This window comes from Tsukamurella ocularis (assembly GCF_024807615.1).
Classification (GTDB): Bacteria; Actinomycetota; Actinomycetes; order Mycobacteriales; family Mycobacteriaceae; genus Tsukamurella; species Tsukamurella ocularis.
Genome location: NZ_JANUCJ010000003.1, coordinates 129361 through 155732 on the forward strand (window position 1 = coordinate 129361; position 26372 = coordinate 155732).

Annotated in this window: 23 protein-coding genes; 10 read left to right on the forward strand and 13 right to left on the reverse strand. The window is 71.9% G+C overall.

What is annotated here, in order from left to right; genetic code table 11:
• Positions 1-3: 3 nt before the first annotated feature.
• Positions 4-1068, reverse strand: coding sequence for a thiamine ABC transporter substrate-binding protein (locus HNP44_RS11905; RefSeq protein ID WP_259140529.1), 1065 nt, complete (start codon positions 1066-1068; stop codon positions 4-6).
• 4 nt (positions 1069-1072) lie between these two features.
• Positions 1073-2395 (reverse strand): glycosyltransferase 87 family protein, encoded by a 1323-nt coding sequence (locus HNP44_RS11910; protein ID WP_259140530.1) that lies wholly within the window; start codon positions 2393-2395, stop codon positions 1073-1075.
• 105 nt (positions 2396-2500) lie between these two features.
• Between HNP44_RS11910 and HNP44_RS11915 the strand changes: the two genes are divergently transcribed.
• Entirely contained in the window at positions 2501-3217 is a 717-nt protein-coding gene (locus tag HNP44_RS11915) for a CPBP family intramembrane glutamic endopeptidase (RefSeq protein ID WP_374758785.1), read from the forward strand.
• Positions 3218-3373: 156 nt separating this feature from the next.
• Here the strand turns inward: HNP44_RS11915 and HNP44_RS11920 are convergent, their stop codons facing one another.
• Both HNP44_RS11920 and HNP44_RS11925 read right to left on the reverse strand, forming a co-directional pair.
• Positions 3374-4300 carry an endonuclease domain-containing protein gene (locus tag HNP44_RS11920; RefSeq protein ID WP_259140532.1) on the reverse strand — a complete coding sequence of 309 codons (927 nt, stop codon included), beginning with the start codon at positions 4298-4300 and terminating at the stop codon, positions 3374-3376.
• A gap of 299 nt (positions 4301-4599) precedes the next feature.
• The gene (locus HNP44_RS11925) at positions 4600-5823 is read right to left on the reverse strand and encodes an MFS transporter (protein WP_259140534.1); all 1224 of its coding nucleotides are present in this window, start codon (positions 5821-5823) and stop codon (positions 4600-4602) included.
• A 50-nt stretch (positions 5824-5873) separates the two neighbouring features.
• On the opposite strand from HNP44_RS11925, the gene HNP44_RS11930 reads away from it, so the two are divergent.
• Positions 5874-6863 carry a LacI family DNA-binding transcriptional regulator gene (locus HNP44_RS11930; protein WP_259140537.1) on the forward strand — a complete coding sequence of 330 codons (990 nt, stop codon included), beginning with the start codon at positions 5874-5876 and terminating at the stop codon, positions 6861-6863.
• On the opposite strand, the gene HNP44_RS11935 is transcribed toward HNP44_RS11930, so the two are convergent.
• Positions 6851-8179 (reverse strand): WS/DGAT domain-containing protein, encoded by a 1329-nt coding sequence (locus HNP44_RS11935; protein WP_259140540.1) that lies wholly within the window; start codon positions 8177-8179, stop codon positions 6851-6853. The genes HNP44_RS11930 and HNP44_RS11935 overlap by 13 nt on opposite strands.
• A 154-nt stretch (positions 8180-8333) precedes the next feature.
• Here HNP44_RS11935 and HNP44_RS11940 point away from each other — a divergent pair, with 154 nt between their 5' ends.
• The gene (locus tag HNP44_RS11940) at positions 8334-9431 is read left to right on the forward strand and encodes an FAD-dependent oxidoreductase (protein WP_259140541.1); all 1098 of its coding nucleotides are present in this window, start codon (positions 8334-8336) and stop codon (positions 9429-9431) included.
• Positions 9432-9440: 9 nt separating this feature from the next.
• On the opposite strand, the gene HNP44_RS11945 is transcribed toward HNP44_RS11940, so the two are convergent.
• The 6 genes from HNP44_RS11945 to HNP44_RS11970 all read right to left on the reverse strand — a co-directional run bounded on the left by HNP44_RS11945 (position 9441) and on the right by HNP44_RS11970 (position 16993).
• On the reverse strand, positions 9441-10346 hold the full coding sequence (locus HNP44_RS11945) for an ROK family protein (protein WP_259140542.1): 906 nt from the start codon (positions 10344-10346) through the stop codon (positions 9441-9443).
• Positions 10343-12808, reverse strand: coding sequence for an alpha-glucan family phosphorylase (gene glgP, locus HNP44_RS11950; RefSeq protein ID WP_259140544.1), 2466 nt, complete (start codon positions 12806-12808; stop codon positions 10343-10345). The genes HNP44_RS11945 and glgP overlap by 4 nt, the downstream gene beginning before the upstream one ends.
• Before the next feature lie 78 nt (positions 12809-12886).
• Complete coding sequence (locus HNP44_RS11955) at positions 12887-13387, reverse strand: MarR family winged helix-turn-helix transcriptional regulator (protein ID WP_259140548.1); 501 nt, start codon at positions 13385-13387, stop codon at positions 12887-12889.
• Between the two features lie 26 nt (positions 13388-13413).
• Entirely contained in the window at positions 13414-14283 is an 870-nt protein-coding gene (gene mmsB, locus HNP44_RS11960) for a 3-hydroxyisobutyrate dehydrogenase (protein WP_259140550.1), read from the reverse strand.
• A 13-nt stretch (positions 14284-14296) separates the two neighbouring features.
• Positions 14297-15445, reverse strand: coding sequence for an acyl-CoA dehydrogenase family protein (locus HNP44_RS11965; RefSeq protein ID WP_374758786.1), 1149 nt, complete (start codon positions 15443-15445; stop codon positions 14297-14299).
• A 24-nt stretch (positions 15446-15469) separates the two neighbouring features.
• Entirely contained in the window at positions 15470-16993 is a 1524-nt protein-coding gene (locus tag HNP44_RS11970; RefSeq protein ID WP_259140554.1) for a CoA-acylating methylmalonate-semialdehyde dehydrogenase, read from the reverse strand.
• Positions 16994-17099: 106 nt separating this feature from the next.
• Between HNP44_RS11970 and HNP44_RS11975 the strand changes: the two genes are divergently transcribed.
• Genes HNP44_RS11975 through HNP44_RS11985 form a run of 3 tightly spaced genes read left to right on the forward strand, consistent with a single transcriptional unit; the run spans position 17100 to position 21164 of the window.
• On the forward strand, positions 17100-18767 hold the full coding sequence (locus HNP44_RS11975) for an AMP-binding protein (protein WP_259140561.1): 1668 nt from the start codon (positions 17100-17102) through the stop codon (positions 18765-18767).
• 58 nt (positions 18768-18825) lie between these two features.
• The gene (locus HNP44_RS11980) at positions 18826-19587 is read left to right on the forward strand and encodes an ABC transporter ATP-binding protein (protein WP_259140565.1); all 762 of its coding nucleotides are present in this window, start codon (positions 18826-18828) and stop codon (positions 19585-19587) included.
• Entirely contained in the window at positions 19584-21164 is a 1581-nt protein-coding gene (locus HNP44_RS11985) for an ABC transporter permease (RefSeq protein WP_259140566.1), read from the forward strand. Before HNP44_RS11980 ends, HNP44_RS11985 begins: the two co-directional genes overlap by 4 nt.
• Positions 21165-21192: 28 nt before the next feature.
• Here the strand turns inward: HNP44_RS11985 and HNP44_RS11990 are convergent, their stop codons facing one another.
• On the reverse strand, positions 21193-21792 hold the full coding sequence (locus tag HNP44_RS11990) for a TetR/AcrR family transcriptional regulator (protein WP_259140568.1): 600 nt from the start codon (positions 21790-21792) through the stop codon (positions 21193-21195).
• 94 nt (positions 21793-21886) lie between these two features.
• Between HNP44_RS11990 and HNP44_RS11995 the strand changes: the two genes are divergently transcribed.
• The gene (locus HNP44_RS11995) at positions 21887-23080 is read left to right on the forward strand and encodes an FAD-dependent oxidoreductase (protein WP_259140570.1); all 1194 of its coding nucleotides are present in this window, start codon (positions 21887-21889) and stop codon (positions 23078-23080) included.
• A gap of 119 nt (positions 23081-23199) precedes the next feature.
• On the forward strand, positions 23200-24198 hold the full coding sequence (locus tag HNP44_RS12000) for an ArsR/SmtB family transcription factor (RefSeq protein WP_259140571.1): 999 nt from the start codon (positions 23200-23202) through the stop codon (positions 24196-24198).
• A 16-nt stretch (positions 24199-24214) separates the two neighbouring features.
• On the opposite strand, the gene HNP44_RS12005 is transcribed toward HNP44_RS12000, so the two are convergent.
• Positions 24215-24421 (reverse strand): hypothetical protein, encoded by a 207-nt coding sequence (locus HNP44_RS12005; RefSeq protein WP_259140573.1) that lies wholly within the window; start codon positions 24419-24421, stop codon positions 24215-24217.
• A gap of 182 nt (positions 24422-24603) precedes the next feature.
• On the opposite strand from HNP44_RS12005, the gene HNP44_RS12010 reads away from it, so the two are divergent.
• Both HNP44_RS12010 and HNP44_RS12015 read left to right on the forward strand, forming a co-directional pair.
• Positions 24604-25614, forward strand: a complete 1011-nt coding sequence (locus HNP44_RS12010; protein WP_259140576.1) for an alpha-hydroxy acid oxidase — start codon at positions 24604-24606, stop codon at positions 25612-25614.
• Between the two features lie 70 nt (positions 25615-25684).
• A complete protein-coding gene (locus tag HNP44_RS12015) occupies positions 25685-26323 on the forward strand; it encodes an HAD-IA family hydrolase (RefSeq protein ID WP_259140578.1) in 639 nt (212 codons plus the stop codon).
• Positions 26324-26372: the final 49 nt, after the last annotated feature.

Genomic DNA, 26372 nt, shown 5'->3' on the forward strand with positions numbered 1-26372 from the left:
CCGTCACCGCCCCATCAGCTGGCGCCACTGCCGCACCCAGCCGTCGCGCTCGTCGGCGAGGCGATCGGCGGGCAGCGTGGCGGCCTTCGGCGGCACGGGCGCGTACTTCGCCCACGTCTCGGGCAGCGCGACGCCGCGGGTCACGGGGTAGACGAACATCTCGTCGGGGATGCTCGCCTGCACCGCGGGGGTCAGCAGGAAGTCGATGAGCTTGCGTGCGCCCTCGGGGTTCTTGGTGCCGCGCAGCACGCCCGCGTACTCGACCTGCCGGAAGCAGGTGTCGAGCAGCGCCTTGGTCGGGGGCGCGGAGCCGTCCTTGCCCACCTCGGCGGCGGGCGAGCTGGCGTAGGAGACGACGATCGGCTTCGGGCCCTTGCCCGACGATCCGGAGAAGTCCGTCGAGTAGGCGGTCGACCAGTTCGGGGTCACGGAGACCTCGTTGGCCCGCAGCGAGCGCCAGTACTCCTGCCAGCCCTCGCCCAGCGCCGCGACGGTACCGGCCAGGAAGGCCATGCCGGGCGAGGCCGTCTCGGGGTTCTGCACGACGGTCAGGCCGCGGTACTCGGGCTTCGTCAGGTCCTGGTAGGTGACCGGCTCAGCGAGACCCTTGTCCTTGAAGTAGCGGGTGTCGATATTGACGCAGACGTCGCCGAAGTCGATCGCGGTGAGCTGCGGCATGCCAGCCAGCGCGTAGTCCTGTGCGCCGTTCGCGGCGCCGGGCGAGACGTACTCGTCGAAGACGCCGGCGCGCACGGGCCGCGCGGCGTAGGTGTTGTCCACGCCGAAGGCGACGTCGCCGGGCGGGTTGCCCGGGGTCAGCGACAGCTTGGTGGCGAGCTCGCCGCCGTCCCCCAGCTCGACGGTCTTGATCGCGAGCCCGGTCTGCTTCGTGAAGTCGGCGAGCACGTTCTCGGGCAGGTGGAAGCTGGAGTGGGTCACGAGGGTCACGGTGCCGGTGGCCGACGGTGCGTCGCTCTCCTTCGACGGTGCCGTGCTGGTCGCGCACGCGCCGGTCGCGAGCGTCGCCGCCGTGAGGATCGCAAGGCCTACGCGGCCGAGGTTGGTCATCTGCTCAGACTAGTGCGTCCAACCGCCGCCGCTGCGCGAGGATCAGCGCGACAAGGACGACCGCGGCGAGCACGCCGGGCGCCATGAGGACCGCCCAGAACGGACCGTCGTCGATCCCGATCACAGCGAGACCCTTGCGTAGGAAGTGCACGCCGATGTAGCCGAACACCGCGGTGACCGCCGCGACCCGCGTCGCCCAGGGGGTGAAGGCCGCGCCCGGGGCGCGGAAGTCCGGGCCGCCGCGCGGCCCGAGGGGGCCGTGCACCACCCAGATGAGCAGCGGGACGATCCACACGAAGTGGTGGATCCAGGAGATCGGCGAGGCGAGCAGCCCGAGGAACTGGACCAGGACCAGCGCAATGAGGGCGTCGCCCCGGCGCACCACCCACCAGGCGGCGAAGAGCAGGGCCGCGGCCACGACCACCGCGATGATCCACGCCGGCCCGGTGCCCACGTCGTGCCCGGCGAGGCGGGAGACCGCCCCGCGCAGCGCTTGGTTGTCGGGCTTGGCGGGGTCGCCGATGGGTCCGGTGTCGCCGAGCAGCACGGTGAAGTAGCGCCGGGTCTCCGTGGGCAGGATCAGGTAGCTGATCCCGACGGTGGCGGCGAAGGCCACAGCGGAGACGACGGCGGCCCACACCCGGCCGCGGGCGAGCAGGAAGAGCCCGCCCACCGCGGGGGTGAGCTTGATCCCGGCGGCGAGGCCGATCAGGAAGCCGGAGGCACCGTCGACCTTCTCCGGGGTGAGCGCGGGCGCCGGGCCGGGCCGGCGGCCGATCTCGGAGCGCGCCACGAGGTAGGCGGCCCACACGCCGAAGGTCATGAGGACCACGTTGATCTGGCCGTAGTCGAGGTTGGTGCGCACCGGGTCGATCCACAGCGCGGCCGCGGTCCACACCAGGGGCAGCTCGCGCGGCACGTCGCCCAGGCGCGACGGTGCGCCGCGCCCCGCGGCCAGGACGGCCAGGCACATGCGGATGACCAGGAACAACAGGCCCGCGGTGAGCGCGACCCAGCCGACCGCGACCACCGGGAACGGCAGGAACTTCAGTGGGTAGAAGAACAATGCCGCGAAGGGCGGGTAGGTGAAGGGCAGCGGCTGCTGCGGCGTGTAGTCGCGGAGCGCGAAGTCGTAGAGCCCGCCGTCGGCGGTCACCCGCTGCGCGGCCTCGTAGTAGACCCGCAGGTCGACGAAGTTGAAGTTGTGCTGCCCGGCGAGGATCCACACGATCCGAGCGCCGAGGGCCACGAAGAAGAGGGGGAGCGCGACGCGCCGGAGGCCGCTCGACCGGCCGCCGTCGGCCGACGTGCTGCGGTCCTTGGTCACGGGTGGACACCTTAGCGATGGTCACACTCATTGCGCGAACCGCCGCGCGTCTGGACCATGGAGCGGGTGACCACAGCCGAGACGACCGCCCCCGATCATTCCGCCCTGCGTTCGGCGGTCTCCGGGGCGCGCGCGATCGTCGACGTGGGCGTCATCGTCGCGGTGTTGGTCGCGACCAATCTGGTCGCCCATTTCACCGGTAGCTGGGCCGCCCTGCTGGCCGTCCCGGTGTCCGCGGTCCTGCTCATCGGCATCGCCCGCCACCGCGGCCTCGACTGGCACGAGCTGGGCCTGGGCCGCGAGCACTGGCGTTCCGGGGCGAAGTACGCGACCGCGGCCGTCTTCGTGGTGGCGACGGTGATCGTGGTCGGCGCGCTACTGCCCGTCACGCGCGGGCTGTTCCTCAACGACCGCTACGCCACCTTCTCGACCGCGATCATCGCGTCGATGGTGATCATCCCGCTGCAGACGGTGATCCCCGAGGAGCTGGCCTTCCGCGGCGCGCTGCACGGCACACTGTCGCGCGCGATGCACTTCCGCTGGGTCGTGGTCACGGGTTCGCTGCTCTTCGGCTTCTGGCACATCGCCTCGTCGCTGGGCCTCACCAGCGGCAACGCCGGCCTGACCAAGATCCTCGGCGCGGGGCCCCTTGCCCAGTTCCTCGGCATCGCGGGCGCCGTGATCGCGACCGCCTTCGCCGGCTGGGTGTTCACCTGGCTCCGCTCCCGCAGCGGCTCCCTCATCGCCCCCATCGCGCTGCACTGGTGCCTCAACGGCGCGGGCGCGCTGGCCGCCGCCTTCGCCTGGCAGCTCCTCCGCTGACCCGCGCCCGCCGGGCGCTCGCTTCGCTCGTGGCGCTCCCTAGCGGGGCCGCCACCTCCCTAGGTCCATGGACATGGGGAATGCACGACACGCCATGGCGCAGCGCGTCCCGCTAGGGAACGCCCGACGGTGCCGGGCTCGCACGTCCGCCTCGTCTCACCCTGGGAAGCGTGGGATCGATGCAATCACGCCGGTGTTGAACATCTGGGTGGTCAGGATCGAATAGAACCGCCTCCGGTCGAGCAGGTCCTCCCACTTCCAGTGACACACGGTGATGCCGATGGTGGCGAAGTCGCTGTCCCGCCGCTGCTCGTAGCGCCGACGGTCCGCGTCAGAGCGGTACTTGTCCTCCCCGTCGAACTCGCCGACGAGGCGCCCCCAGCAGAAGTCGACGACGTAGGTGCGACCCCTGATCCGGAACGTCCGCTGCAGCTCCGGCGCCGGCAGCTTCCACTGGATCATCCGTGCCCGCGACCACGACTCCCCCGCCGATTCGCTGCACTCCACGGAGTCGGCGAGCGCGCGCATCACCATCTCGCTGCCCGTCCGCCTGCCGAGAGCCGTCGCGACCCGCACGAGTTCCGCGAGCGGCACCGGCGGGCGGTCGGCGGGTTTCGGCACGCGCGGAATCAGCCGCGCACCGTCGATCAAGACGAGAGCCTGCTCGTAGGTCCCAGCCATCGCACCGTCGATGGCGGTTCGAGCGAGCGAGGTGGTCCGGATCCCGTCCAGCAGGACGACGTCCCCGGGCGGCAACGGCCGTGGGTGCACATGCCGTTTCCCGCTGACTAGACCGCCTTTGTGTCGGTCATCGATCGTGGTGTGCACGCGGGAGTAGTCGGGCCTCAGGGCGGGCAGCCCCCACAGCACGGCGGCGCTCTGGTGGCTGATCACTCCCCAGCCACCGACGGTGCCGGCCGCCCGTACCATCCGCTCATATTCGACCCACGCCTCCCCGACCGACGCGTCGGTGTAGATCGTGGGCCACAGCATCCGCAGCTTCTTCACCCGGATCGCCTGCCGGATCCCGTTGCGCGTCCACCCCTGGGCGAGCAATAACTCGCGCGTCATCAAGTCCCCCATGGAGTTGATGGTGCCGCCCCGCCGCTTCCACCCGGTCCGCCGAACCGCCGTGCAGGGCCCGTCATCCACAGGAACAGCGTTATCCACAGGCTCCCACGCGCCCGGCGTCGCTCGCTTCGCTCGTGGTGCTCCCTAGCGGGGCGGCCAGCTCCCTACGTCTATGGACATGGGGAATGTACGACACGCGACGGCACTGCACGCCCCGCTAGGGAGAACCGGCGATGTCGACCGCCGAGTTCGCACGTCCCGCTAGGGACAGAGCCGACGATCCGGACCGGACACAGACGGTCGCGCCGACGCTACGAACGCGCGGTCGACGGTGCCGGGGCCTCAAGTTCGCGCGCCGCGGGGGCGACGACCACCGCGACGGCCACCGCGACGAGCACCAGGATCAGCGCGTAGAGCAGGGTGACGAACTCGCCCAGGGCGCCGATGATCGGCGGGCCGGCGAGGAACGAGAGGTAGCCGATGGTCGAGACCACGGAGACCCGCACCGCCGCCATGCGCGGCTCGTCGGCCGCCGCGGACATGCCGACGGGGAAGCCGAGCGAGGCGCCCAGCCCCCAGAGCGCGACCCCCACATACGCGGCCCAGGTCGGGCCGAAGATGACGAGCGAGAGGCCCACGAAGGCGAGCGCGCCGCAGGCGCGCAGCGTGCGCACCCGGCCGTAGGAGTCCAGGACGCGAGTACCTGCGAGCCGGCCGATCGTCATGAAAGTGACGAAGACCGCGAAAGTCAGCGTGCCGACGGTCTTCGACGTGCCGTGGTCGTCGACCATCGCCAACGCCAACCAGTCGTTCGCGCTGCCCTCGGTGAGCGCCATTCCGAGCACCATGAGGCCGATGAGCAGCGTGCGGGGCTCGCGCCACACCGCCAGCCGCTCGCGGCGGGACACCGGAGCGTGGTCGTCGGCGTCGTGCGCCTGGAAGGGCACGTGCCGCAGCGCGAACCAGCCGACCACCAGGAGGACGCCGTTCACGACCAGTAGGTGCGGCAGCAGCGGTACGTGCGCCGCCTGGGCCGCGGCGGCGGTGAGCGCGCCGGCCACGGTGCCCATCGAGAACGCCGCGTGGAAGGCGGGCATCACGGTGCGCCCCAGCGCCCGCTCGTTCTCGGCGCCGGAGAGGTTCATGCAGACGTCGGTGATGCCGTGCGAGAGCCCGACGAAGACCAGCGGCAGCAATGTGAGCGCGTAGTTCCCGGACTGCGCGCCCGCGGCGGCGGCGATCATCGTCACGCCCAGCGCGGGCAGGGTCACCGCGATGACGCGGCGAGCGCCGAACCGCGCGGCCAGCGCCCCCGAGCCGACGAGGCCCACGACCGAGCCGACCGCCAGACCGAAGGTCAGGAGCGCCACCTGCAGCGTGGTGGCCCGCAGATCGTCGCGAACCTGGGGCAGCCGGCCGATGTAGCTGGCGAAGGTGAGCCCGCTGAGCGCGAAGATCACCGCGACGGCATTGCGCCAGGCGAGCACAGAGCCCCCTACCGCGTCCGTCTTCTGCTCCTGGAAGTCCACGCTCACCGATCAACCCTTCGAAACGTTTCGATTGTTGCTTGCTAGGCTAGGTCCCCATGACACGCGGGTCAAACCGGATAACGCTGGTGCACGTCGCCGAGGCGGCGGGCGTCTCGCTGTCGACGGCGTCCCACGCCTTCGGCATCCACAAGCCCATCAGTGACGCCACCCGCGCCCGCGTCCTCGCCGCGGCCGCCCAGCTGGGCTACGAGGGGCCCGATCCGCGGGCCCGGTCGCTGCGCAGCGGCCGCACCGACATCATCGGCGTTCAGGTGGACGACGAGGCGGGCCGCGCCTTCCGCGACCCGGTCATCATCGGCATCCTCGACGGCGTGTCGACCGCGCTGGCCGCGAGCCCCACCTCGGTCCTGCTCCTCCCCGATTCGCTCCCGGAGGAGCGCCTGCGGTCGCTCCCCGTCGACGGCGTGGTCGCCGCCGGCTGCTCCCCCGCCCTCGGCGCGCTGCGCGCGGCGATGGCGAAGCGCGGGATCCCCGTCGTCACCGCGGGCAACCAGGTCGACGACATCGGCAGCGTCGGCGTCGAGAACCGCGCCGCCACCGCCCTGCTCACCGGCCACCTCCGCGCGCTCGGCCACCGGTCCGTCGGCGTCGTACGGCTGCGCCACGGCGATGTCGAGAAGGCGCGCACGGCTGCGGCGCTGGCCGCCTTCCCGGACGCCGCCGTCGTCGTCTCCGCCGACAGCACGATCGACGAGGGCTTCCGCGCGGGCGGCGAGCTGCTCGACGCGCACGCCCCCACCGCGGTGATCGCCCAGTCGGACCTGTTGGCCGCCGGGGTGATCCGCGCCGCCGAGGCCCGCGGCCTCCGCGTCCCGGAGGACCTCTCGGTCGTGGGCTTCGACGGTGTCCGCATCGACGGCTTCGACCGCGCCCTCACCACGATCCGGCAACCGATCGTCGAGATGGGCCGGCTCGCAGCGCAGGCCGTGCTCGCCGCGCAGGACGGGGCGTCGCTGCCGACCCTCGCGCTCGACGTCGATCTCGTCATCGGCGACACCACCGGGCCGGCGCCTCAGCGGTCCTGAGCCACCTCGTCGAGCGCGGCCGCCAGCAGGCTCGCGTACGTGTCCGGGTCGGGCACGGCGGTGCGGCTGCTGGTCACGGAGACCGTCACCGTGTCACCCAGTCCGTGCACGCCGTGCGTGAGCCCAATGGCGGGCGAGAGTGCCGGGAAGCCCGCGGTGAACACCGATCTCCCGCCCAGCAGCTCCAGGTCCGCCGGTCCGCGGTGCACGCTGGAGAGCACCGTCGCGCCGGCCATCGTGTCCGGGATGATCGTGGGGTCGAAGGCGCGCACGCCGAGCACCGCGAGGGCTGACGGTGCCGCGTCCTCCGCCGCCCCGACGGTGCGCCACAACGGACTCGCGGCGCGCTCGCGGGCGGCGGCCAACGCCGCGGCGACGCGAACGGGACGCTCCGCGGCGGGGATCCCGGGGTACAGCGGCACAGAGACGTTGCCGAAGGAATTGCGCTCGCCGTGCCTCCGCTCGCGCGCGACCATCACCTCCGCCGACAGCTCCGCGGGCACCACCCCGCCCCGAAGGCGCAGGTACCGCTCCACGGCCAGCGAGACCGCGGCGAGCGCGGTCACCGTGACGGTGTGCCCGGCATGCAGGGAAGCGTTGTCGCGCAACAGCATCCGCACGTCACGGGTCGCATCGGGGGCGACGTTGAGCAGGGTGCGGGGACAGCCGGGGATCGCGGGCGGCAGCGCGCCGTCGCGGGTGCGCCGGTCGATCGCGGCGCGGGCCCGTGGGGCGAGCGCGCCGAGCGCCACCGTCCGGGCCAGCGCGACGGGCAGCCCCAGCACGCCGCGGGCGGCGCGGAGCGGGCCGGGCAGCGGCCGGAAGACCGGCGCCTCGCGGGCCTCGCCGGAACCGAGGAGCGCGCGGGCGATCTCAGCGGACCGTCGACCGTCCGCGAGGGCGTGGGCCACCTGCAGCACCACCACCGTCGCGGGGCCGGCGCACCGCGGCGCGCCCGCCACCCGGGGGAAGACGTGCAGCCGCCAGGGCGCGACGGTCGCGTCCACCTGCCGAGCGAAGAGGCGGGCCACGGCGGCGGGCACCGCGTCCCAGGTGTGCGCGATCCCCTCGCGGACGTCGGCCACCTCGCCCGGCGCCCATGCGGGGTGCTCGAGATCGCCGGGCGCGGGCGCGATCCGCAGCCGCAGGTCAGCGATCGACGGTGCGCGCGCCAGCACGACGTCCGCCACCTCCGCGGCCGACGGTGCCGGGCCGGCACCGTGGTCGAAGCAGTAGAGCAGGAACTGATCGCTCGGCATCACCGCCGACGCCCAATGGGTACGGGCGTCGCGCGGGGAGAGGAGCCCACCGGTCACGGCACCACGCTAACGCACCCGGATCCCGGCCTCCCCGACGGCGGAAGCCATGTCGTCACCACGATCGGATCTCCGTGACCACAGCCCCGTCTCCCGTAGTTTCGATGACGATGCCCGGCAGACACGACCCGTCGGCCGAGAGAAGGAGACGCACATGGGACGGACCGACCACCGGGTCGCGGTCGTCGGGGGCGGCGGAGTCGGGGCGGCTGCGGCGTGGGCCCTCGCCCGCGCCGGGGTCGACGTGGTGCTGATCGAGCGGTACCGGCGCGCCCACACGCTGGGCGCCTCGCACGGCGCGACGCGCAACTTCAACCCGGGCTACACCCGTCCGGAGTACCTCGCGCTGCTGCGCGCCGCGCTCCCACTCTGGCGGGAGCTGGAAACCGAGTCGGGCGCACATCTCCTCGACCAGGTGGGCGTCGTCAACCGCGGGCCGCGGCCGGACGTCCAGGACCTCCTGGAGGCGCTGCCCACGATCGGCCTGCGCGCCGAGCTGCTCGACGCCCGCGAGGCCTCCCGGCGATGGCCCCAGCTGCGGTTCGCCGGACCCGCCGTGCACCTCCCCGACGGTGGGCGGCTCTACGCGGAGCGGGCCGTCGACGCGCTCTACCGGGTCGCGGAGGCCCGCGGCGCACGCATCCTGGAAGACACCCGGGTCGCCTCCCTCCGGGCGAACGACGACGGCGTGGTCATCGAGACCGACAGCGGGCCGATCACCGCCCGCGCCGCCGTCGTCGCGGCCGGGGCCTGGTCGAGCCGCCTGCTGGACGGCGTTGTGGACCTGCCCCGGCTCACCGTCACCCAGGAGCAGCCCGCGCACTTCGCGCTCACCGCGCCGCTCGCCGACCTGCCCGCGTTCAACCATCACCCCGAGGCGGACTCCGCCTGGTGGCCCTCGGCCGTCTACGGCGGCTGGACGCCCGGCGTCGGGATCAAGGCCGGGTGGCACGGCGTGGGGCCCGTCACCGATCCCGACGCACGCACCCTGCGATCGGAACCGGCCCAGCTGCTCGCCCTCCGGCGGTACGTCGCCGAGTGGATCCCCGGCGCGGACGCGGACCAGTTCGAGGAGATCAGCTGCACGTACACGACGACCCCGACGGCGGACTTCGCGATCGGCACCGTCGGCCCGATCACGGTCGCGGCCGGGTTCTCGGGCCACGGCTTCAAGTTCCTGCCCGCGCTGGGCGAACTGCTGGCCCGACTCGCCTCCACCCCGGGCGCCAGATCGCCGTTCCGCCTGGCGTGACGACGCCGATCAGGAAAGAACGGCGCGCCGGTAGACGAGCGCCGCGGCACCGATGAGGGGCGCGTCGGCGCCGAGGCCGGCGGGGACGACCCGCGCGGCGGCCACGTAGGGCAGCGGGTGCGCGGCGACCGCGGCCTGCACGAGGTCCACGAAATCGTCGGCGACGCGGGTGAATCCGCCGCCGAGGACGACGACCGAGACGGGCACCAGCGCCACGGCGCTGCCGATCCCCTGGCCGACGGCGGCGGCGCACCGTCGGACCGCGGCGACCGCGACGGCGTCCCCGGCGCGGTACGCCTCCCCCAGCTCCTCCCCGGTGGAGCCATCGAAGCCCTGCGTGCGCGCCCACTCCACGGTGTGCGGGCCGGAGGCGACGGACTCGAGCATGGTGGTGCGGCCGAGGGATTCGCTGCCGGTGTACCCCGACAGTTCTACTTGACCGATGTGCCCGGCGTTGCCGACGAGCGCGCGGCCGCCCACGACGAAGCCGCCGCCGATGCCGGTGGAGACCACCATGCCGAGGGCGTCGTCATGGCCGCGCGCCGCCCCGAGCCAATGCTCGCCGAGCACGATCGCGACGCCGTCCCGGCGGAACTCGACGGGCAGGCCGCCGGCGGCGTCCGCCACGAGGTCGCGCAGCGGGAAGCCGTGCAGCGCCTCGAGGTTGATCGGCGAGGTGGTGCCCGCCGCGTCGTCGACCGGCCCGGCCGCGGCCAAGCCCACCCCCTGGACCGGCCCGTCCGCGGCGGCGAGGGCGTCGCGCACGACGCCGGTGATCGCTGCCTCGAGTTCGGCGGTCGTCGCCTCGGGCCCGGTGGGTGCGCGGTACCGCGACGCCTCGACGACGGTGCCGTCCGCCTCCACCAGCCCGGCCGCCACCTTGGTACCGCCGAGGTCCACCGCGAGGACGGTCATCGCGCGTACCGGACCAGACCGAGTTCGGCGGGGCCGGTGAGCAGGCGGTGCTGCGGGAGCACCCGCACCGCGTAGCCGAACCGGCCAACCTGCCCGGGCAGCACGGCCCGGTAGCGCTCGCCGTCGAAGTGCAGCCGGACGGCTCTGCCCTCCACGATGTCCCCGGCCTCGTCGACGCCGCCGATGACGGCCTCGACGCGGATGTCGCCGTCCTCCAGCGCTCCCAACGCGACGGCGGCGGCGATCTCCACTCCCTCGGGGAGCACGGTCGCGGTGGACTCGCCGACGCGCACCGCGTCCCAGCCGGAGCGGACCTTGTCGATGTACTCAACGAGGTCGCCGATGGCCGGCCTGGTCGCCCGGGCGGAGCGGGCGGCGGGGCGGTAGTAGGCGGTGGCGTACTCGCGGACCATGCGGTCGGCGGCGACCTCGGGCGCGGTGGCGGACAACGTGTGCCGCACCTTGGCGAGCCAGCGCGGGGGCGCGTCGTCCGCGTCGCGACGGTCGTAGAAGGCGGGCACCACGTCGTGCTCGAGCAGGTCGTACAGGGCGTCGGCCTCGATGTCGTCGCGGCGGCCCGGGTCCACGCCCACGGCCGACGGGATCGCCCAGCCGTTGTTCCCGTCGTACAGCTCGTCCCACCAGCCGTCGAGCACCGAGAGGTTGAGGCCGCCGTTCATCGCGCTCTTCATGCCCGAGGTCCCGCAGGCCTCCAGGGGCCGCAGCGGGTTGTTCAGCCACACGTCGCAGCCGTGGTACAGGTACCCGGCCATGCCGATGGAGTAGTTGGGCAGGAAGGCGATCCGGTGCCGCAGGGTGCGGTCGTCGGTGAAGTGCAGCAGCTGCTGCAGCAGGCGCTTGCCCTCGTCGTCGTGCGGGTGGCTCTTCCCGGCGATGACCACCTGGACGGGTCGGTCCGGATCCAACAGGAGCGCGCGCAGCCGCTCGGGATCGCGCAGCATCAGGGTGAGCCGCTTGTACGTCGAGACGCGGCGGGCGAAGCCGATGGTGAGCACCTCGGGGTCGAACATGCGCTCGGTCCAGCCGAGTTCGGCGTCCACGGCGCCGCGCTCGCGCCACGCCGTCCGGGTGCGGGTGCGCACCTCGTCGACGAGACGGTGGCGCAGCGTGGTGCGCAGGCGCCAGAGGGCCTCGTCGGGCATGGACAGCGGGTCTGCGGCGCGCTCGGCGACGAGGCGGTCAGCCCACGTTCCGTGGTGCACGCCGTTGGTGACCGAGCCGATGGGCACCTCGGCCGGCTCGAAACCGGGCCACAGGCCGGCGAACATCTCGCGGCTCACGGCGCCGTGCAGCTTCGAGACACCGTTCGCGCGCTGGGCGAGCCGGAATCCCATGTGGGCCATGTTGAAGACGCCGGGGTCGGCCTCGGCGCCGAGGGCGATGATCTCGTCGAGGGGCACCGTGGGCAGCAGCGAGCACATCTGGCTCGCGTCGCCGAAATAGCGCCGCACGAGGTCCACGGGGAAGCGGTCGATGCCCGCGGGCACCGGGGTGTGCGTGGTGAAGACGGTGGCGGTCCGGGCCAACGTCCGAGCCGCCGCGTAGCTCAGCTCCTCGGTCGCCATGAGCTCGCGGATCCGTTCCAGGCCGAGGAAGCCGGCGTGGCCCTCGTTGGCGTGGAAGACCTCGACGCCGGGGTGGCCGGTCAGGTCGCAGAAGGCTCGGGCGGCGCGGACACCGCCGATGCCGAGCAGGATCTCCTGCCGCAGACGGTGTTCCGCGTCGCCGCCGTAGAGCCGGTCAGTGACCCCGCGGAGATCGGGGTCGTTGTTCTCTATGTCGGTGTCCATGAGCAGCAACGGGATCCGCCCGACATCGGCCCGCCACACGGCGGCGCTGAGCACGCGCCCCTCGAGCGGCACCGAGACCACCAGCTGCTGCCCGCTGGACAGCGTCACAGGCCGCAGCGGCAGCTGCGCCGGGTCCAGCTCGGGGTACGCCTCGAGCTGCCAGCCGTCCGCGGACAGCGACTGCTGGAAGTAGCCGTGCCGGTACAACAGGCCCAGCGCGATCAGCGGGAGCCCGAGGTCGGACGCGGCCTTGAGGTGGTCGCCCGCGAGGACGCCGAGCCCGCCGGAGTAGTTCGGCAGCGTCTGGCTCACGCCGAACTCCATCGAGAAGTACGCGATCCCCTTCGCGCCGTCCGTGAGCTCGTCGGCCCACGCCGGGCGGGTGAGGTAGTCGTTCAGGTCGGCGTGGACGGCACGGACCAGCGCGACGAACTCCGCATCGTCGCCGAGGGCCGCGACCCGCGCCTGGTCAGCTCCGCGGAGCGCCTCGAGCGGGTCATGGGTGGCCGCCCACACCTCGGGCGCGACGGTGGCGAACAGGTCCTGGGTGGGTCCGTGCCACACCCAGCGCAGGTTGCGCGCGAGGTCGGCGAGCGGCGCGAGCGACTCGGGGTAGGCGGGCTCGACGGTGAAGGTTCCTTCTGCGTGCACGCCTACCGACCCTATTGCCTGCCCGCGCCGCCCGCGACGTTACCGGCGGGTCACGTGGCCTGCGCCGCGCCTGACCATCTAGAAGTCGCCGTTGAAGCGGCGCAACGAGCGGATCGCGCCCACCAGCGCGGCGGATTCCTCGTCGGGCATGCCGATGTCGGAGAAGACGTCGTTGAGCACGACCGTCGCCTTCTCCACCAGCTCCCGGCCGTCCGGGGTGATGGCGACGAGGGTGGTGCGGCCGTCGGTGGGGTGGGGCTTGCGCTCGACCAGCCCGGCCTCGCCCAGCCGGTCGATCGCGTGCGTCACCGACGAGACGTGCACCTGCAGCCGGGTGCTCGCCTTCGAGATCGGCAGTTCGCCGCGCTTGGTGAAGGCGAGCAGCCGCAGCAGCTCGAACCGGGAGAACGACAGCCGGAAGGGCTTGAGGGCCGTCTCGATCCGCGCGAGCAGGATCTGGTGCGCCCGCATCACGGACGTCACCGCCTCCATGCCGGAGGCGACGTCGCCGCCCCAGCCCGCGTCTTCCCAGTTGCGGCGGGCACGCGCGATCGGGTCCCGGGGGTCCGGCTGCACCATCGTCCCGCCTTCCTCGTCGTGAATCGCTACCTCAGCGTAGAGATGATCGCACTGAAGTCCAGGCCGCCGTTGTCCTGCGCGAACGCAGAGTACAGCTCGGCGGCGTGCGTGCCGAGCGGCGCGCTGGATCCGGTGGACGCCACGGCGTCCATGGCCAGTCCCAGATCCTTGTTCATCAGGGCCGTCGCGAAGCCGGGCTTGAACTCGTTGCCCGACGGTGCCCCCGCCACCGGCCCCGGCACGGGGCAGTTGGTGTGCAGCGACCAGCAGTTGCCGGTGGCGCCCGTGACCACGTCGTACAGCGCCTGATCCGCCAGGCCCAGCTTCTCGGCGAGGACGAAGGCCTCGCCCACGACGATCTGCTGGACCGCGAGGATCATGTTGTTGCAGACCTTGGCAGCCTGCCCGTTGCCGGAGCCACCGCAGTGGATCACCTTGCCCGCCATCGGATCCAGCACGGGTTGGGCCGCAGCGAAGGCGGCGTCGTCGCCGCCCACCATGAAGGCGAGGGTGCCGGCGTCGGCGCCCTTGACGCCGCCCGAGACGGGCGCGTCCACCTGCTTCATCCCGGCGGCCTCGGCCAACGCGTGGACCGCGCGGGCGTCGTCGACGGAGATGGTGGAGCTGTCGATGAACAGCGTGCCCGGCGCGGCGTGTGGGAGGACCGACTCGTACACGCCCTTCACGATGCCGCCGTTGGGCAGCATGGTGACCACGGCGTCCGCGCCGGTCACCGCCTCCTCGGCGGTGTCGATCACGGTGACGCCGGCCGCGCGGGCCGCGTCCTGCGCCGCGGGGACGAGGTCGAAACCGCGCACCGTGTGGCCGGCGGCGACGAGGTTCTTCGCCATCGGGCCGCCCATGTGGCCGAGGCCGAGGAATGCGATCGTGCTCATGAAGGTGTGCCTCCTACTTGCCCTGGATGCGGGCGGCCTCGGCGCGGCCGATCACCATCCGCATGATCTCGTTGGTGCCCTCGAGGATCCGATTCACCCGCAGGTCGCGGACGATCTTCTCGACGCCGGTCTCGTGCAGGTAGCCGTAGCCGCCGTGCAGCTGCAGCGCCTGGTCGGCGACCTGGTAGCAGGTCTCGGTGACGAACTTCTTCGCCATCGCGCAGAGCTCGACCTTGTCGGGGTCGTTCTCGTCGAGCGCGGTGGCCGCGCGCCACAGGATCAGGCGGGAGGCCTCGAGCGAGGTGGCCATGTCGGCGAGCGCGAACCGGATGGTCGGCTCGTCGATCAGCTTGCGGCCGAAGGTCTCGCGCTCCGTCATGTAGCGCAGGGCGAGGTCGTACGCGGCCTGTGCGCCGCCCAGGGAGCAGGCGGCGATGTTGAGCCGGCCGCCGTTGAGCCCGTTCATGGCGATGCCGAAGCCCTTGCCGGCCCCCTCGGCCCCGCCCAGCATGCGCGAGGCCGGGATCCGCACGTTCTCGAAGATCACCTGGGTGGTGGGCTGGCTGTGCCAACCCATCTTCACCTCGGGCGGCCCGAAGGAGAGACCGGGGATTCCCTTGTCCACCAGGAAGGTCGAGATGCCGCGGGCGCCCTCGCCCTCGCTGCGCGCCATGACCACATACAGGTCGGACGCGCCGCCGCCGGAGATGAACTGCTTCGTGCCGTTGAGCACGAAGTCGTCGCCGTCGCGGTCGGCCTTGGTGGTCAGCGAAGCCGCGTCCGAGCCGGCGCCCGGCTCGGTGAGGCAGTAGCTGGCCATCACGTCCATCGGCGCGAGCTTGGGGATCCACTCCTGCCGTTGCTCCTCGGAGCCGTAGGTGTCGACCATCCACGTGCACATGTTGTGGATCGAGATGAACGCCGCGGTCACGGGATCGCCCTGGGCGAGCTCCTCGAAGATGCGGACGCCGTCGAGCCGGCGCAGGCCGGATCCGCCCACGTCCTCACGGGTGTAGATGGCGGCCATGCCGAGGCTGCCCGCCTCCTTCATCTCCGCCACCGGGAAGTGCTTGGTGGCGTCCCAGTCGAGCGCGGAGGGCGCGAGGCGCTTGCGGGAGAAGTCGCGGGCCATCTCGACGATGGCGAGGTCGTCCCCCGTCAGGTTCGGGTAGGGCACGTGCCGCTCCTAGTGCATCGTCGGGATGGAGAACTCCGCGCCGTCCTTGATGCCCGAGGGCCAGCGCGAGGTCACCGTCTTGGTCTTGGTGTAGAAGAGGATCGAGTGCGGGCCGTGCTGGTTCAGGTCGCCGAAGCCGGACCGCTTCCAGCCGCCGAAGGTGTGGTAGGCCACGGGAACCGGGATCGGCACGTTGACGCCGACCATGCCGACCTCGACGCGGGCCACGAAGTCGCGTGCGGCGTCGCCGTCGCGGGTGAAGATGGCCACGCCGTTGCCGTACTCGTGCTCGGTGGGCAGCGCGAGGGCCTCCTCGTAGGTCTTGGCCCGGACGATGCACAGCACGGGACCGAAGATCTCGTCCGTGTAGATGGACATGTCCTTGGTGACGTGGTCGAACAGCGTCGGGCCGAGGTAGTTGCCGCCGGAGAGGTCGGCGTCGCCGAAGGTGAGCTCGTCGCTGGTGCGCTCGCGGCCGTCGACCACGAGGTCGGCGCCGGCGTCGACGCCCTGCTGGATGTAGCTCTTGGTGCGCTCGACCGCGGCCGGGGTGATGAGGGGACCGTAGTCGGCCTTCGGGTCGTGGCTGTGGCCCACGCGCAGCTGCTGCACGCGCTCGACGAGGCGCTCGCGCAGGCGGTTCGCGGTCTCCTCGCCCACGGGGACGGCGACGGAGATCGCCATGCAGCGCTCGCCGGCGGAGCCGTAGCCCGCGCCGATAAGGGCGTCCACGGCCTGGTCCAGGTCGGCGTCCGGGAGGATCACCATGTGGTTCTTGGCGCCGCCGAAGGCCTGGCTGCGCTTGCCGTTCTTCGCGCAGGTCTCGTAGATGTACTGCGCGATGTCCGAGCTGCCGACGAAGCCGACGGCCTTGACGTCCGGGTTGTTCAGCAGCGCGTCGACCGACTCCTTGTCGCCGTGGACGACCTGGAAGACGCCCTCGGGCAGGCCCGCCTCGATGAAGAGCTCGGCCAGGCGCACCGGCACGGAGGGGTCACGCTCGGAGGGCTTGAGGATGAAGGCGTTGCCGCAGGCCAGCGCCGGGCCGGCCTTCCACAGCGGGATCATGGCCGGGAAGTTGAAGGGCGTGATGCCGGCGACGACGCCGAGCGGCTGGCGCATCGAGTAGACGTCGATGCCGGTGCCGGCGCCCTCGGTGTACTCACCCTTGAGCAGGTGCGGGATGCCGATCGAGAACTCGATCACCTCGATGCCCCGCTGGATGTCACCCTTGGCGTCGGCGACGGTCTTGCCGTGCTCGCTGGAGAGCAGCGAGGCCAGCTCGTCGACGTTCTGGTGGACCAGGTCGATGAACTTCATGAAGACGCGGGCACGGCGCTGCGGGTTGAAGGCCGCCCACTCGACCTGCGCCTTCTTCGCCCGCGCGACCACGTCGTCGACCTCGGCGGTGCTCGCCAGCGGGACGGTGGCCTGCACCTGACCAGTGCTCGGGTCGAAGACGTCGGCGCTGCGGCCCGTGCCCTCCACGCGACGACCGTCGATGAAATGCGGGATGGTGCGCACGTCAGCCATGGTGTGTCCTTCTCTATCGATCGAGGTCCATCGCGAAACCCTTGCGCGATGTGTTGCCCATCACTATATACTTGGATATCCAAGTAATCAACCGGAGGATCTGAAAGTGGCTAGCACACAGGGGTATCGAGACTTCCTCGCCGCGCGCGACCTGCTGGTCGAGCTCGCCGACGACTACGACGCGGCGCGCGAGCGCTTCAGTTGGCCGCACCTCGACGAGTGGAACTTCGCGCTCGACTGGTTCGACCGGGTGGCCGAGAACAACGACGCCCCCGCCCTGTGGATCGTCGAGGAGGACGGCTCCGAATCGAAGTTCAGCTACGCGGAGATGAGCGCGCGCAGCAATCGGGTCGCGAACTGGCTGCGCGAGCACAGCGTGAACCCGGGCGACCGGATCCTGCTCGTGCTCAGCAACCAGGTCGAGCTCTGGGATGTCATGCTCGCCGCGATCAAGCTCGGTGCCGTGGTCATCCCCGCGACCACGCTGCTCGCCGAGGGCGACATCGCCGACCGCATCGCCCGCGGTGGCGCGAAGCACGTCATCGTGCGCAGCGAGCTCGCCGAGCGCGTTCCCGCGAACGCGCAGGTCACTCGGATCGCCATCGGCGATCCCGTGCCGGGCTGGGAGTCCTTCGCCGCGGCGTACACGGCACCGTCGGACTTCACCCCCTCGCACGTCACGCATGCCGACGACACCCTGCTGCTGTACTTCACCTCCGGCACCACGAGCGCGCCGAAGCTGGTCGAGCACACCCACGCCAGCTACCCCGTGGGCCACCTGTCGACGATGTACTGGATCGGGCTGCGCCCCGGCGACGTGCACCTCAACGTCAGCTCCCCCGGCTGGGCGAAGCACGCGTGGAGCAACGTCTTCACGCCGTGGATCGCGCAAGCCTGCGTCTTCATCTACAACTACAACCGGTTCGACGCAGCCGCGCTGATGAAGCAGATGGAGCGGGCCGGGGTCACCAGCTTCTGCGCGCCGCCCACGGTGTGGCGCATGCTGATTCAGGCCGACCTCAGCGCCCTCGCGACGCCGCCGCGCGTCGTGGTCGGGGCCGGCGAGCCGCTCAACCCCGAGGTCATCACGCGCGTGCGGAACGCCTGGGGCGTGACGATCCGCGACGGCTTCGGCCAGACCGAGACCACGGTGCAGGTGGCGAACACCCCGGGCCAGCAGCTCAAGGACGGCTCGATGGGTCGCCCGTGCCCCGGCTACGACGTGGTGCTGGTCGACCCGGCCACCGGCGAGCAGGACGTCAACGAAGGTGAGATCTGCCTACGCTTGGACCCGCGGCCGCTCGGCCTCATGGTCGGCTACCACGGCGACGCCGAGAAGACCGAGAAGGTCATGGAGGGCGGCGTCTACCACACGGGCGACGTCGCTTCGAAGGACGCGGACGGCTACCTGACCTACGTGGGCCGCACCGACGACGTCTTCAAGTCGAGCGACTACAAGATCAGCCCGTTCGAGCTGGAATCGGTTCTGCTCGAGCACGATGCTGTGGCCGAGGCAGCCGTCGTCCCCGCGCCGGACGAGTTGCGCCTCGCGGTGCCGAAGGCGTACATCGTGCTCGCCGGCGGCCACGCGCCCGACGAGACGACCGCGCAGTCGATCTTCGACTACAGCCGCGAGCACCTCGCGCCCTACAAGCGCGTGCGCCGGATCGCCTTCGCCGACCTGCCGAAGACGATCAGCGGCAAGATCCGCCGTGTGGAGCTGCGCAAGGCCGAGGAGCAGGGCCTGACCTCCGCGGAGTTCCGCGAGTCCTGACCTCGATCCAGCGCCACCCCGCATCGACAGGTTCGCGATCGTGAACTAGCGTCGGGGCATGACCACACCCGCGCCGCCGGCCCTGCTTCTCGAAGACCTGCACGTCGCCTTCGGGGGCACGCCGGCGGTGTCCGGGGTGTCTCTGTGGGTGCCGCAGGGGTCGATGTTCGGCCTCGTCGGCCCGAACGGCGCCGGGAAGACCACCTCCTTGTCGATGGCCGTCGGCCTCCTGCGCCCCGCACACGGTCGCAGCCTGGTCTTCGGCATCGACGTCTGGGGCGATCCGATCGGCGCGAAGCAGCTTCTCGGGGTACTACCCGACGGCCTGGCCCTTCCGGATCAGTTCACCGGCGGCGAACTCCTCACCTACCTCGGCAGGCTCCGCGGCATGCCGGAGGAGGTGATCACGGCCCGCCGCGACGAACTGCTCCACGTGCTCGGTCTCACCGGCGCCGAGCGAACCGTGATCGCCGACTACTCCGCCGGCATGACGAAGAAGATCGGCCTCGCGGCGGCACTGCTGCACAGCCCGCGGCTGCTGGTGCTCGACGAGCCCTTCGAGTCCGTGGACCCGGTCTCCAGCACCACGATCCGCTCGATCCTCGTCGAGTACGTGCGGGGCGGCGGCACCGTGATCCTGTCGAGCCACGTCATGGCCACCGTCGACCAGCTGTGCAGCCACGTCGCTGTGATCAACGCGGGCCGGGTCGCGGCGGCGGGCACCGTCGAACAGGTCCGCGCGGGTGGGACCCTCGACGACGCGTTCGTCCGCCTGGTCGGCGGCCCGGCACACACGGGCGGCCTGTCGTGGCTGCAGTGACGGCGTCCGAGGGAGGCCTGAACCGGGTCGTCGCCTCGATGCAGTGGACCCTGTACAAGCGCCGCTCCACGGGCGGGCGGCTCGCGGCGAACATCGCCTTCGGGGTGCTGGGAGCCTGCGCCGCGATCGGGCTGGTCCTCGGAGCGGTGGCCGCGGGCCTCGACGGAAGCCCGTCGGCCGGCGGATTCATCGGCGCCGCCTTGGTCGGGATCGGCGTGATGTGGGCGTACCTGCCGGCGCTGTCGGGCTTCTCCGACAACACCCTGCAACCGCGCCAGTTCACGCTCCTGCCACTCGAATCCGCGCCGCTGGCGCGCGCTCTGTTCCTGGCGTCGCTGATCGGGATCCCCGTCCCCCTCACCGCGCTCGCCCTCCTGTCGGTCATCGGGTACTCGGCGGCGCGCGCACCGATCACGCTGGCCCTCGCTGTGCCGGCGGCGGCACTCACGCTGGTCCTCGTGATCGCCCTGTCGCGGGTGATCTCGCTCGCCCTCTCGCAGGCCGCGCGGACCCGACGAGCGAGGGAGGCAGCGCTACTGCTGTTCGTCGCAGGCTTCTGCGTGCTGTACGCGGGCCAGTTCCTCCTCAACGGCGTGATCGCGGCCGCCGATGAGGGCGGCCTGAGCATCGCCGCGGCCATCCCGTTCGCGTGGGGCATCGCCGCCGTCGAGCGCGCCGCACACGGCGAATGGGTCCTCGGCATCGCCGCCGTCTCGGGACTCGCCGCCCTCGACGTCGCGCTGCTCGCCGCGTGGCAGCGGCTGATCCGGCGGGCCTTCGCAGGTGCGATTCCGCTGCCCACGCCTTCGCGCAGCGGCCGTGAGCGACGCGGCTACCTACGGGGCGGGTGGCGTGCAAGCCCGCGAGGCGCTGTGATCGCACGCGAGCTCTCCCTGTGGGGCGGTGACATCCGGCGGCGCTACCAGCTCCTGTCGCCGGTCGCCTTCGCCGTCATGAGCGGCGTTCTTCCGTTGTTCCTCGACGACTTCCCGTTCGATGCCCGGTGGGGCGCCTGGATGGTGCTCCTGATGGCCGTCATGGCGGCGCTGAACCTGTACGGACTGGACGGCAAGTCCTTCTGGCACATCGCGCTGATCCCCGAAGCGGCGCCTGCCGACATCCGCGGGCGGCAACTCAGCTGGGCGCTCGTGGTCACCCCGATCGCGGTGCTCCCCGTGATCATCGTGCGCGCCTTCGGCGGTGCGCCGTTCGACCGCGCCGCCGTGCCGGCCGCCGTGACCGTCTGCATGATCGGTGTGGGCGCAGGCCTGATCGCCTTCGCCTCGGCGGCGGCGCCGTATCCGGTTCCGGAGGCCCGGAAGATGATGTCCTTCTCGACTCGGAACTCCTCGAGCGGCGCCGCGATCGGCTGGGCCTTCGGTTCGATGGGCGTTCTCGTGATCACCACTGTGCCGTGCGCGCTCCTCGCGGCACTCCTCCCTGGTTCTCTCGCTTGGCTCGGCGTCATCGCAGCCGCCGTGATCGGAGCGACCTTCTGGTGGATGCTGGGGCGGAACGCGATCGGCCGGCTCCGCAACCGCCCCGACCTCATCCAGTACGCGATCACGCGGGTCTGACCGGCCAGCGGAGCGTCGGATCCCGACGTCACCGTCCGGTCGGCCGGGCAGACGCGACAGCGCCGATGATCGCGACCACCGCACCGTGCCACCGCTCGTCGGGGTCGCCGGCGCACCAGGCGCGCAGCGCTGCCCCGACGACGGCGTAGGCGAGATCTCCGGGGTGCGTTCCGGCCCGCAGGCGGCCGGTCCCCTCCTCTGCTTCGAGCAGCTCGGCGACAGCGGCCGTCACCCCCTCGAAGCCGGCGGAGTCCGCGCCCAGGACCTCGGCGGCGCGCTCGCGCAGGTCCGGTCGGGCGGCCAGCAGTCGGGCGAAGGCGGTGGCAGCGGATTGCGGCAGCGCGTCGAGCTGCGTGCAGATCGCCTCCACCACTGACGTTTCCGCGCCAATTCCCGACGGTGTCGCCTCCGCCGCCTCGGCGCCGAGCGCAAAGCTGCGATCCACCGCGTAGGCCGCGAGGAAGCCCTCGAAATCGCCGAAATGGGCGTGCAGCAGCCCCGTGGCGACGCCCGCCTGCGCCGTGACCGCACGCCCCTTCAGCCCGACCACACCGTCGCGCAGGATCACGGCCTCGGCCGCCGAGAACAGACGCTGACGCGCGCCGTCGATCGCAACTCCCCTGGGCATGCACCGATTCTACGAGGCGCGGCCACGTCCTTGCGCCAAGTATGAACAGTCGCTCATACTCAGTATGAACACACGCTCATACCGAGAGGGAACCATGCCGGACCACACCGAACGCCCCCTGCGGATCGTCATTGCCGGCGCGGGGATCGCCGGCCTCGCGACCGCGCTCCGGCTGCACCGTGACGGGCACAGCGTCCTCGTCGTCGAGCGCGCACCCGCCCGCCGTACCGGCGGCTACCTCGTCAACCTGCTGGGCGCGGGGTTCGACGCGGCCGAGAATCTGGGCTTGGTGCCCGCCCTCCGCGAACGGGACCAGGGAGTCTTCACCTCGCTGCTCGTCCGCGCCGACGGCTCGACCAAGCTCACGATGCCGGCCTCTCTCGCCGAGAAGTCGTTGGGCTCCCGCGCGCTCACCGTCTTCCGCGGCGACCTCGAGGCCACTCTGCACGACGCCCTCGACGACGCGGTAGAGATCCGGTTCGCCACGACGGTCACGGCGGCCGACGACGCCGATGCCGACGACGCAGACGGCCCGCTGCGCGTGAGGCTCAGTGACGGCACCGTCCACGACGCCGACGTCCTGGTCGGCGCCGACGGCCTACACTCCGGAATCCGCGACCTGGCCTTCGGGCCGTCGACCGAGTTCGTCCGCGATCTGCAGCACGCCGTGGCGGCCTTCCCGCTCGCCGTCGCGCCGGAGGGGCTGCCGGAGCAGACCGCCAGCACGTACATCGACGTCGGCCGCACTGCGGCGGTCTTCCACCCCCGCGGCCACGCGCCGTCGGCCTTTTTCACGTACCGCACCGCGATAGCTGAGGCCGATGCGGCCGACTCCCCCGCCAGCGCCCTCGCGGCGCATTTCGGAGATCTCACCGGCCCGATGCACGACGTGATCCAGGGGGCCGCCAGCACCCAGGGCGCGTACTTCGACTCCGTGAGCCAGGTGGTCATGGACGCGTGGAGCGGCGGACGCGTCGTGCTCCTCGGCGACGCCGCGTGGTGCGTGTCCCTGTTCGCCGGCCACGGAGCCGGCCTCGCCCTCGCAGGCGCCGACCGCCTGGGGCGCGCGCTCGTGGAGCACCCCGGGGACATGGGGACGGCGCTGAAAGCCTGGGAGGCCGGGCTGCGCCCGGAGGTCACGAAGCACCAACGGCGGGCCCGCGCCGGGATGGCGCGCTTCGCACCGCCGAGCCGACTGCACTTGGGCGTGCAGGACCTGACGATCCGGGCGCTGACCGCACCGCTCGTGGGCCCCGCACTACTACGGCTGATGAGCCGGGCGCGGTAACTACCGCCGGTAGCAAGCACTCGCCGCACACGAATCCCCAGGAAACCTTCCGGGCTCACGCTGTTAAGTCGTGAACCGGGGGGGCGGCGGGCCCGGTGCGCCCCTAAGCTGGGCGTCTCATGCTCACCTACGTGCTGGACGTCCGCGACCTCTCGGACGTGCGCTTCGTCCTGGCGCCGATGAACGAGACCTCGCTGAGCCTGTTCCACCTGAACACGACGCACGAGAGTTCCGCCCACCTGAATCGGTGGCGCAGCAATGCGCAGGCTCAGCGCGACCGGTACGACCATCGGCTCGTCAGTGCGCTGGTGGCACCGTCGGGGAACGCGATCCCGGACTTCCTCACGCCGATGCCGGAGCCGGGCAACGCACGGCCGTCGCTCGACGACGGACTCGCCGCGATCGCGGCGACCGATCCGGCGCTGATCCACGCACAGCTGGACGAGCTGCGGGAGGGCGCAGATCCGTCGCCCGCGTTGGCCCGGCTCCTCGATGAACCCGAGCAGGCGGGCCCGCGGATCGCAGGCGCACTGGAGCGCTACCACCGGGTGGTCATAGCACCGATCTGGCCGTCAGTGAACCGGATCCTGGAGTCAGACATCACGTTCCGGGGGCGAGAGCTCGCCATCGGCGGGCCGACGCAGCTGTTCGCCTCGCTCAACCCGAACCTGGCCTGGGATCGCGACGGGCGACTGCGCCTGGACCTGGCGTACGCGCGAGGCTCGGGCGAGTACGCCTCCGCGGGCCGCGGGCTCATCCTGATTCCGAGCGTCTTCCTGACGCGCCTCGTCAGCGCACATTCACCGGAGACGGCGACACCGCACGCCGGTTATCCGGCGCGTGGCAGCGCGACCCTGATGGAGTCGATGCGGGAGGTCCCGCCGGGCGCACTGCGGCGGCTGATCGGCGGGGCGAAGGCGGACGTGCTGCACGCCCTGGCCGAGCCGACGGCGGTCAGCGAATTGGCGCGGCGACTGGAGGTCACGCCGTCGGCGGCGTCCCAGAGCCTGCGCGTGCTCCACGAGAACGGCCTGGTCGACCGGGCTCGGAGCGGGCGCGAGGTGCTCTATCGACGCACGCCGGACGGTGACCGGTTGGTATGCGGCCACCGCGCCTGAGGTCGAGCGGGGAGGATCAGAAGCGCAGCGCGGCGGGGCCGGTGTACTCGGGGTTGGCGGTCACGAAGCGCTGCAGGGCGGCACGCATACCGGCCGCGGCGAACCCGGAGCGCGGCGCAGCGATGGGCTTCGCGGCGTCCTCGTGGATGTCCGCGAGGCGGGCGTAGACGGTGCCGGCGGTCGGGTCAGCGGCGAGGCTCTTGAAGTCACGGTAATTGGTCATGACCAATAGTCTCCCGGTCGCGCAACTGCGCCGCCAATCTTTAAGTGATGACCTAGTGTGATCGGGGACACTGTGCGCCGGAACATATTCGAAACGATTGTGAGATCGTGAAGCGCCGCCCGCCCGCGACAGCGTGCCGGACACGGAGCGGCGTCAGTGCCACGAAGCAGGGGGACGACCGGATGATCGAACTCGCGCAGCAGGCCGAGCGGGTACTCGCGCCCGACGTGTGGGCCTACCTGATGCGCGGCGCGAGCACCGGCGAGTCCCCGTGGGAGCGCTGGCGGTTCGCTCCGCGAGTGCTGCGCGACGTGCGGTCCATCGACACGACGACCAACGCCCTCGGCGCCTGGCGCAGCCCTATCGGCATCGCCCCGACGGCATTCCACCGCCTCGTCCACCCCGGCGGAGAGACGGCGACGGCCCGCGCCGCCGCCGAGTGCGGCGCCCCGTTCGTGCTGTCCATGCGCGCGACCAGCAGGATCGAGGAGGTCGCCGCCGCAATCGACGGACCGTGGTGGCAGCAGGTGTACCTCATGCGCGACCGGACCATCACCGACGCGCTGGTGCAGCGCGCCGCGACGGCCGGCGCGACGGCGCTGGTGCTCACCGGCGACACGCCCTACGTGGGTCGCTCCGGCGGCCGAGGGCTGCCGCCTCTCGACGACGACCTCGCCCTCGTCAACGTCGCCCAGCACCTGCCACCCGGGACCGACGACGCGTGGGCGGCGATCGAGCAGGACGCCGGGGCGGTCCTGGAGGACATCGGCCGACTCGCCGACCTGACGGGGCTCCCGGTGATCGTCAAGGGCGTGCTGCGCGCCGACGAGGCCCGACGGTGCGTCGACGTCGGCGCGGCCGGGGTGTGGGTGAGCGATCACGGCGGTCGGCAGCTGGGGCGCACCGTCGCGCCCGCGCAGGCGCTGCCGGGGATCGCGGCGGCCGTCGGCGCCGATGCGACCGTGCTCGTCGACGGCGACGTCCGCGATGGTCTCGACGCGCTGGCCGCCCTCGCCCTGGGCGCGGACGCCGTCTTCGTGGGCCGGCCGATCCTATGGGGCCTGGCCGTCTCCGGCGCCGACGGGGTCCGCTCGGTGCTGACGGGCCTGCACGACGAACTCCGGCACGCCATGGGTCTGGCGGGCGCCGTCCGCCTCGACGAGCTCACGCCAGACCTCGTCGTCCCCTCCTGACCCGAGCCTGCCCGTGAGCGACCTCCCGATCCGTATCGTGGTGCCCTCAGCCCCATCTCAGGAGGAATGCATGCTCACCGGTCGCGCTCTGCTGCTGGACATGGACGGCACACTCGTCGATTCGCACGCCGTCGTCGAACGCTGCTGGAGCCGGTGGGCGCGGGAGAAGGGCCTCGATCCCGCCGCGGTGCTGGCCGTCGCGCACGGCCGCCAGGGGCACGCGACGATGGCGGAGCTGTTGCCCGACCGCCCCGTCGAGATCAATCTCGCGGAGAACCGCGAACTGCTCGCACAGGAGACCGCCGACACCGACGGCATCGTCTCCGTCGCCGGGGCGCCCGCCTTCCTCGCCGCGCTCGACGGTGCGCCGCACGCCCTGGTGACCTCTGCGGACGTCCCGCTGTCGACGGCGCGCATGGGAGCGGCGGGCCTGCCGCTACCGACGGTGCGCGTGACCGCCGAGGACGTACGTGCCAGCAAGCCCGACCCCGAAGGCTTCCTCCGCGGCGCCGCGCTCCTCGGGGTCGACCCCGCCGACTGCATCGTCTTCGAGGATTCGGAGGCCGGCATCGCCGCCGGTAAGGCGGCCGGGATGCGGGTGGTCGGGGTGGGCCCGGGGGCTGCCCGTTTCGCCCCCGATGCGCAGGTGGACGACCTGACCGCGGTGACGGTCACCGTCGACGACGAGGGCATCCACCTGACGCTCTGACCGGCACCGTCGCATCCGGGTGAGACGGTGGGCCACCCCGGTGACATAG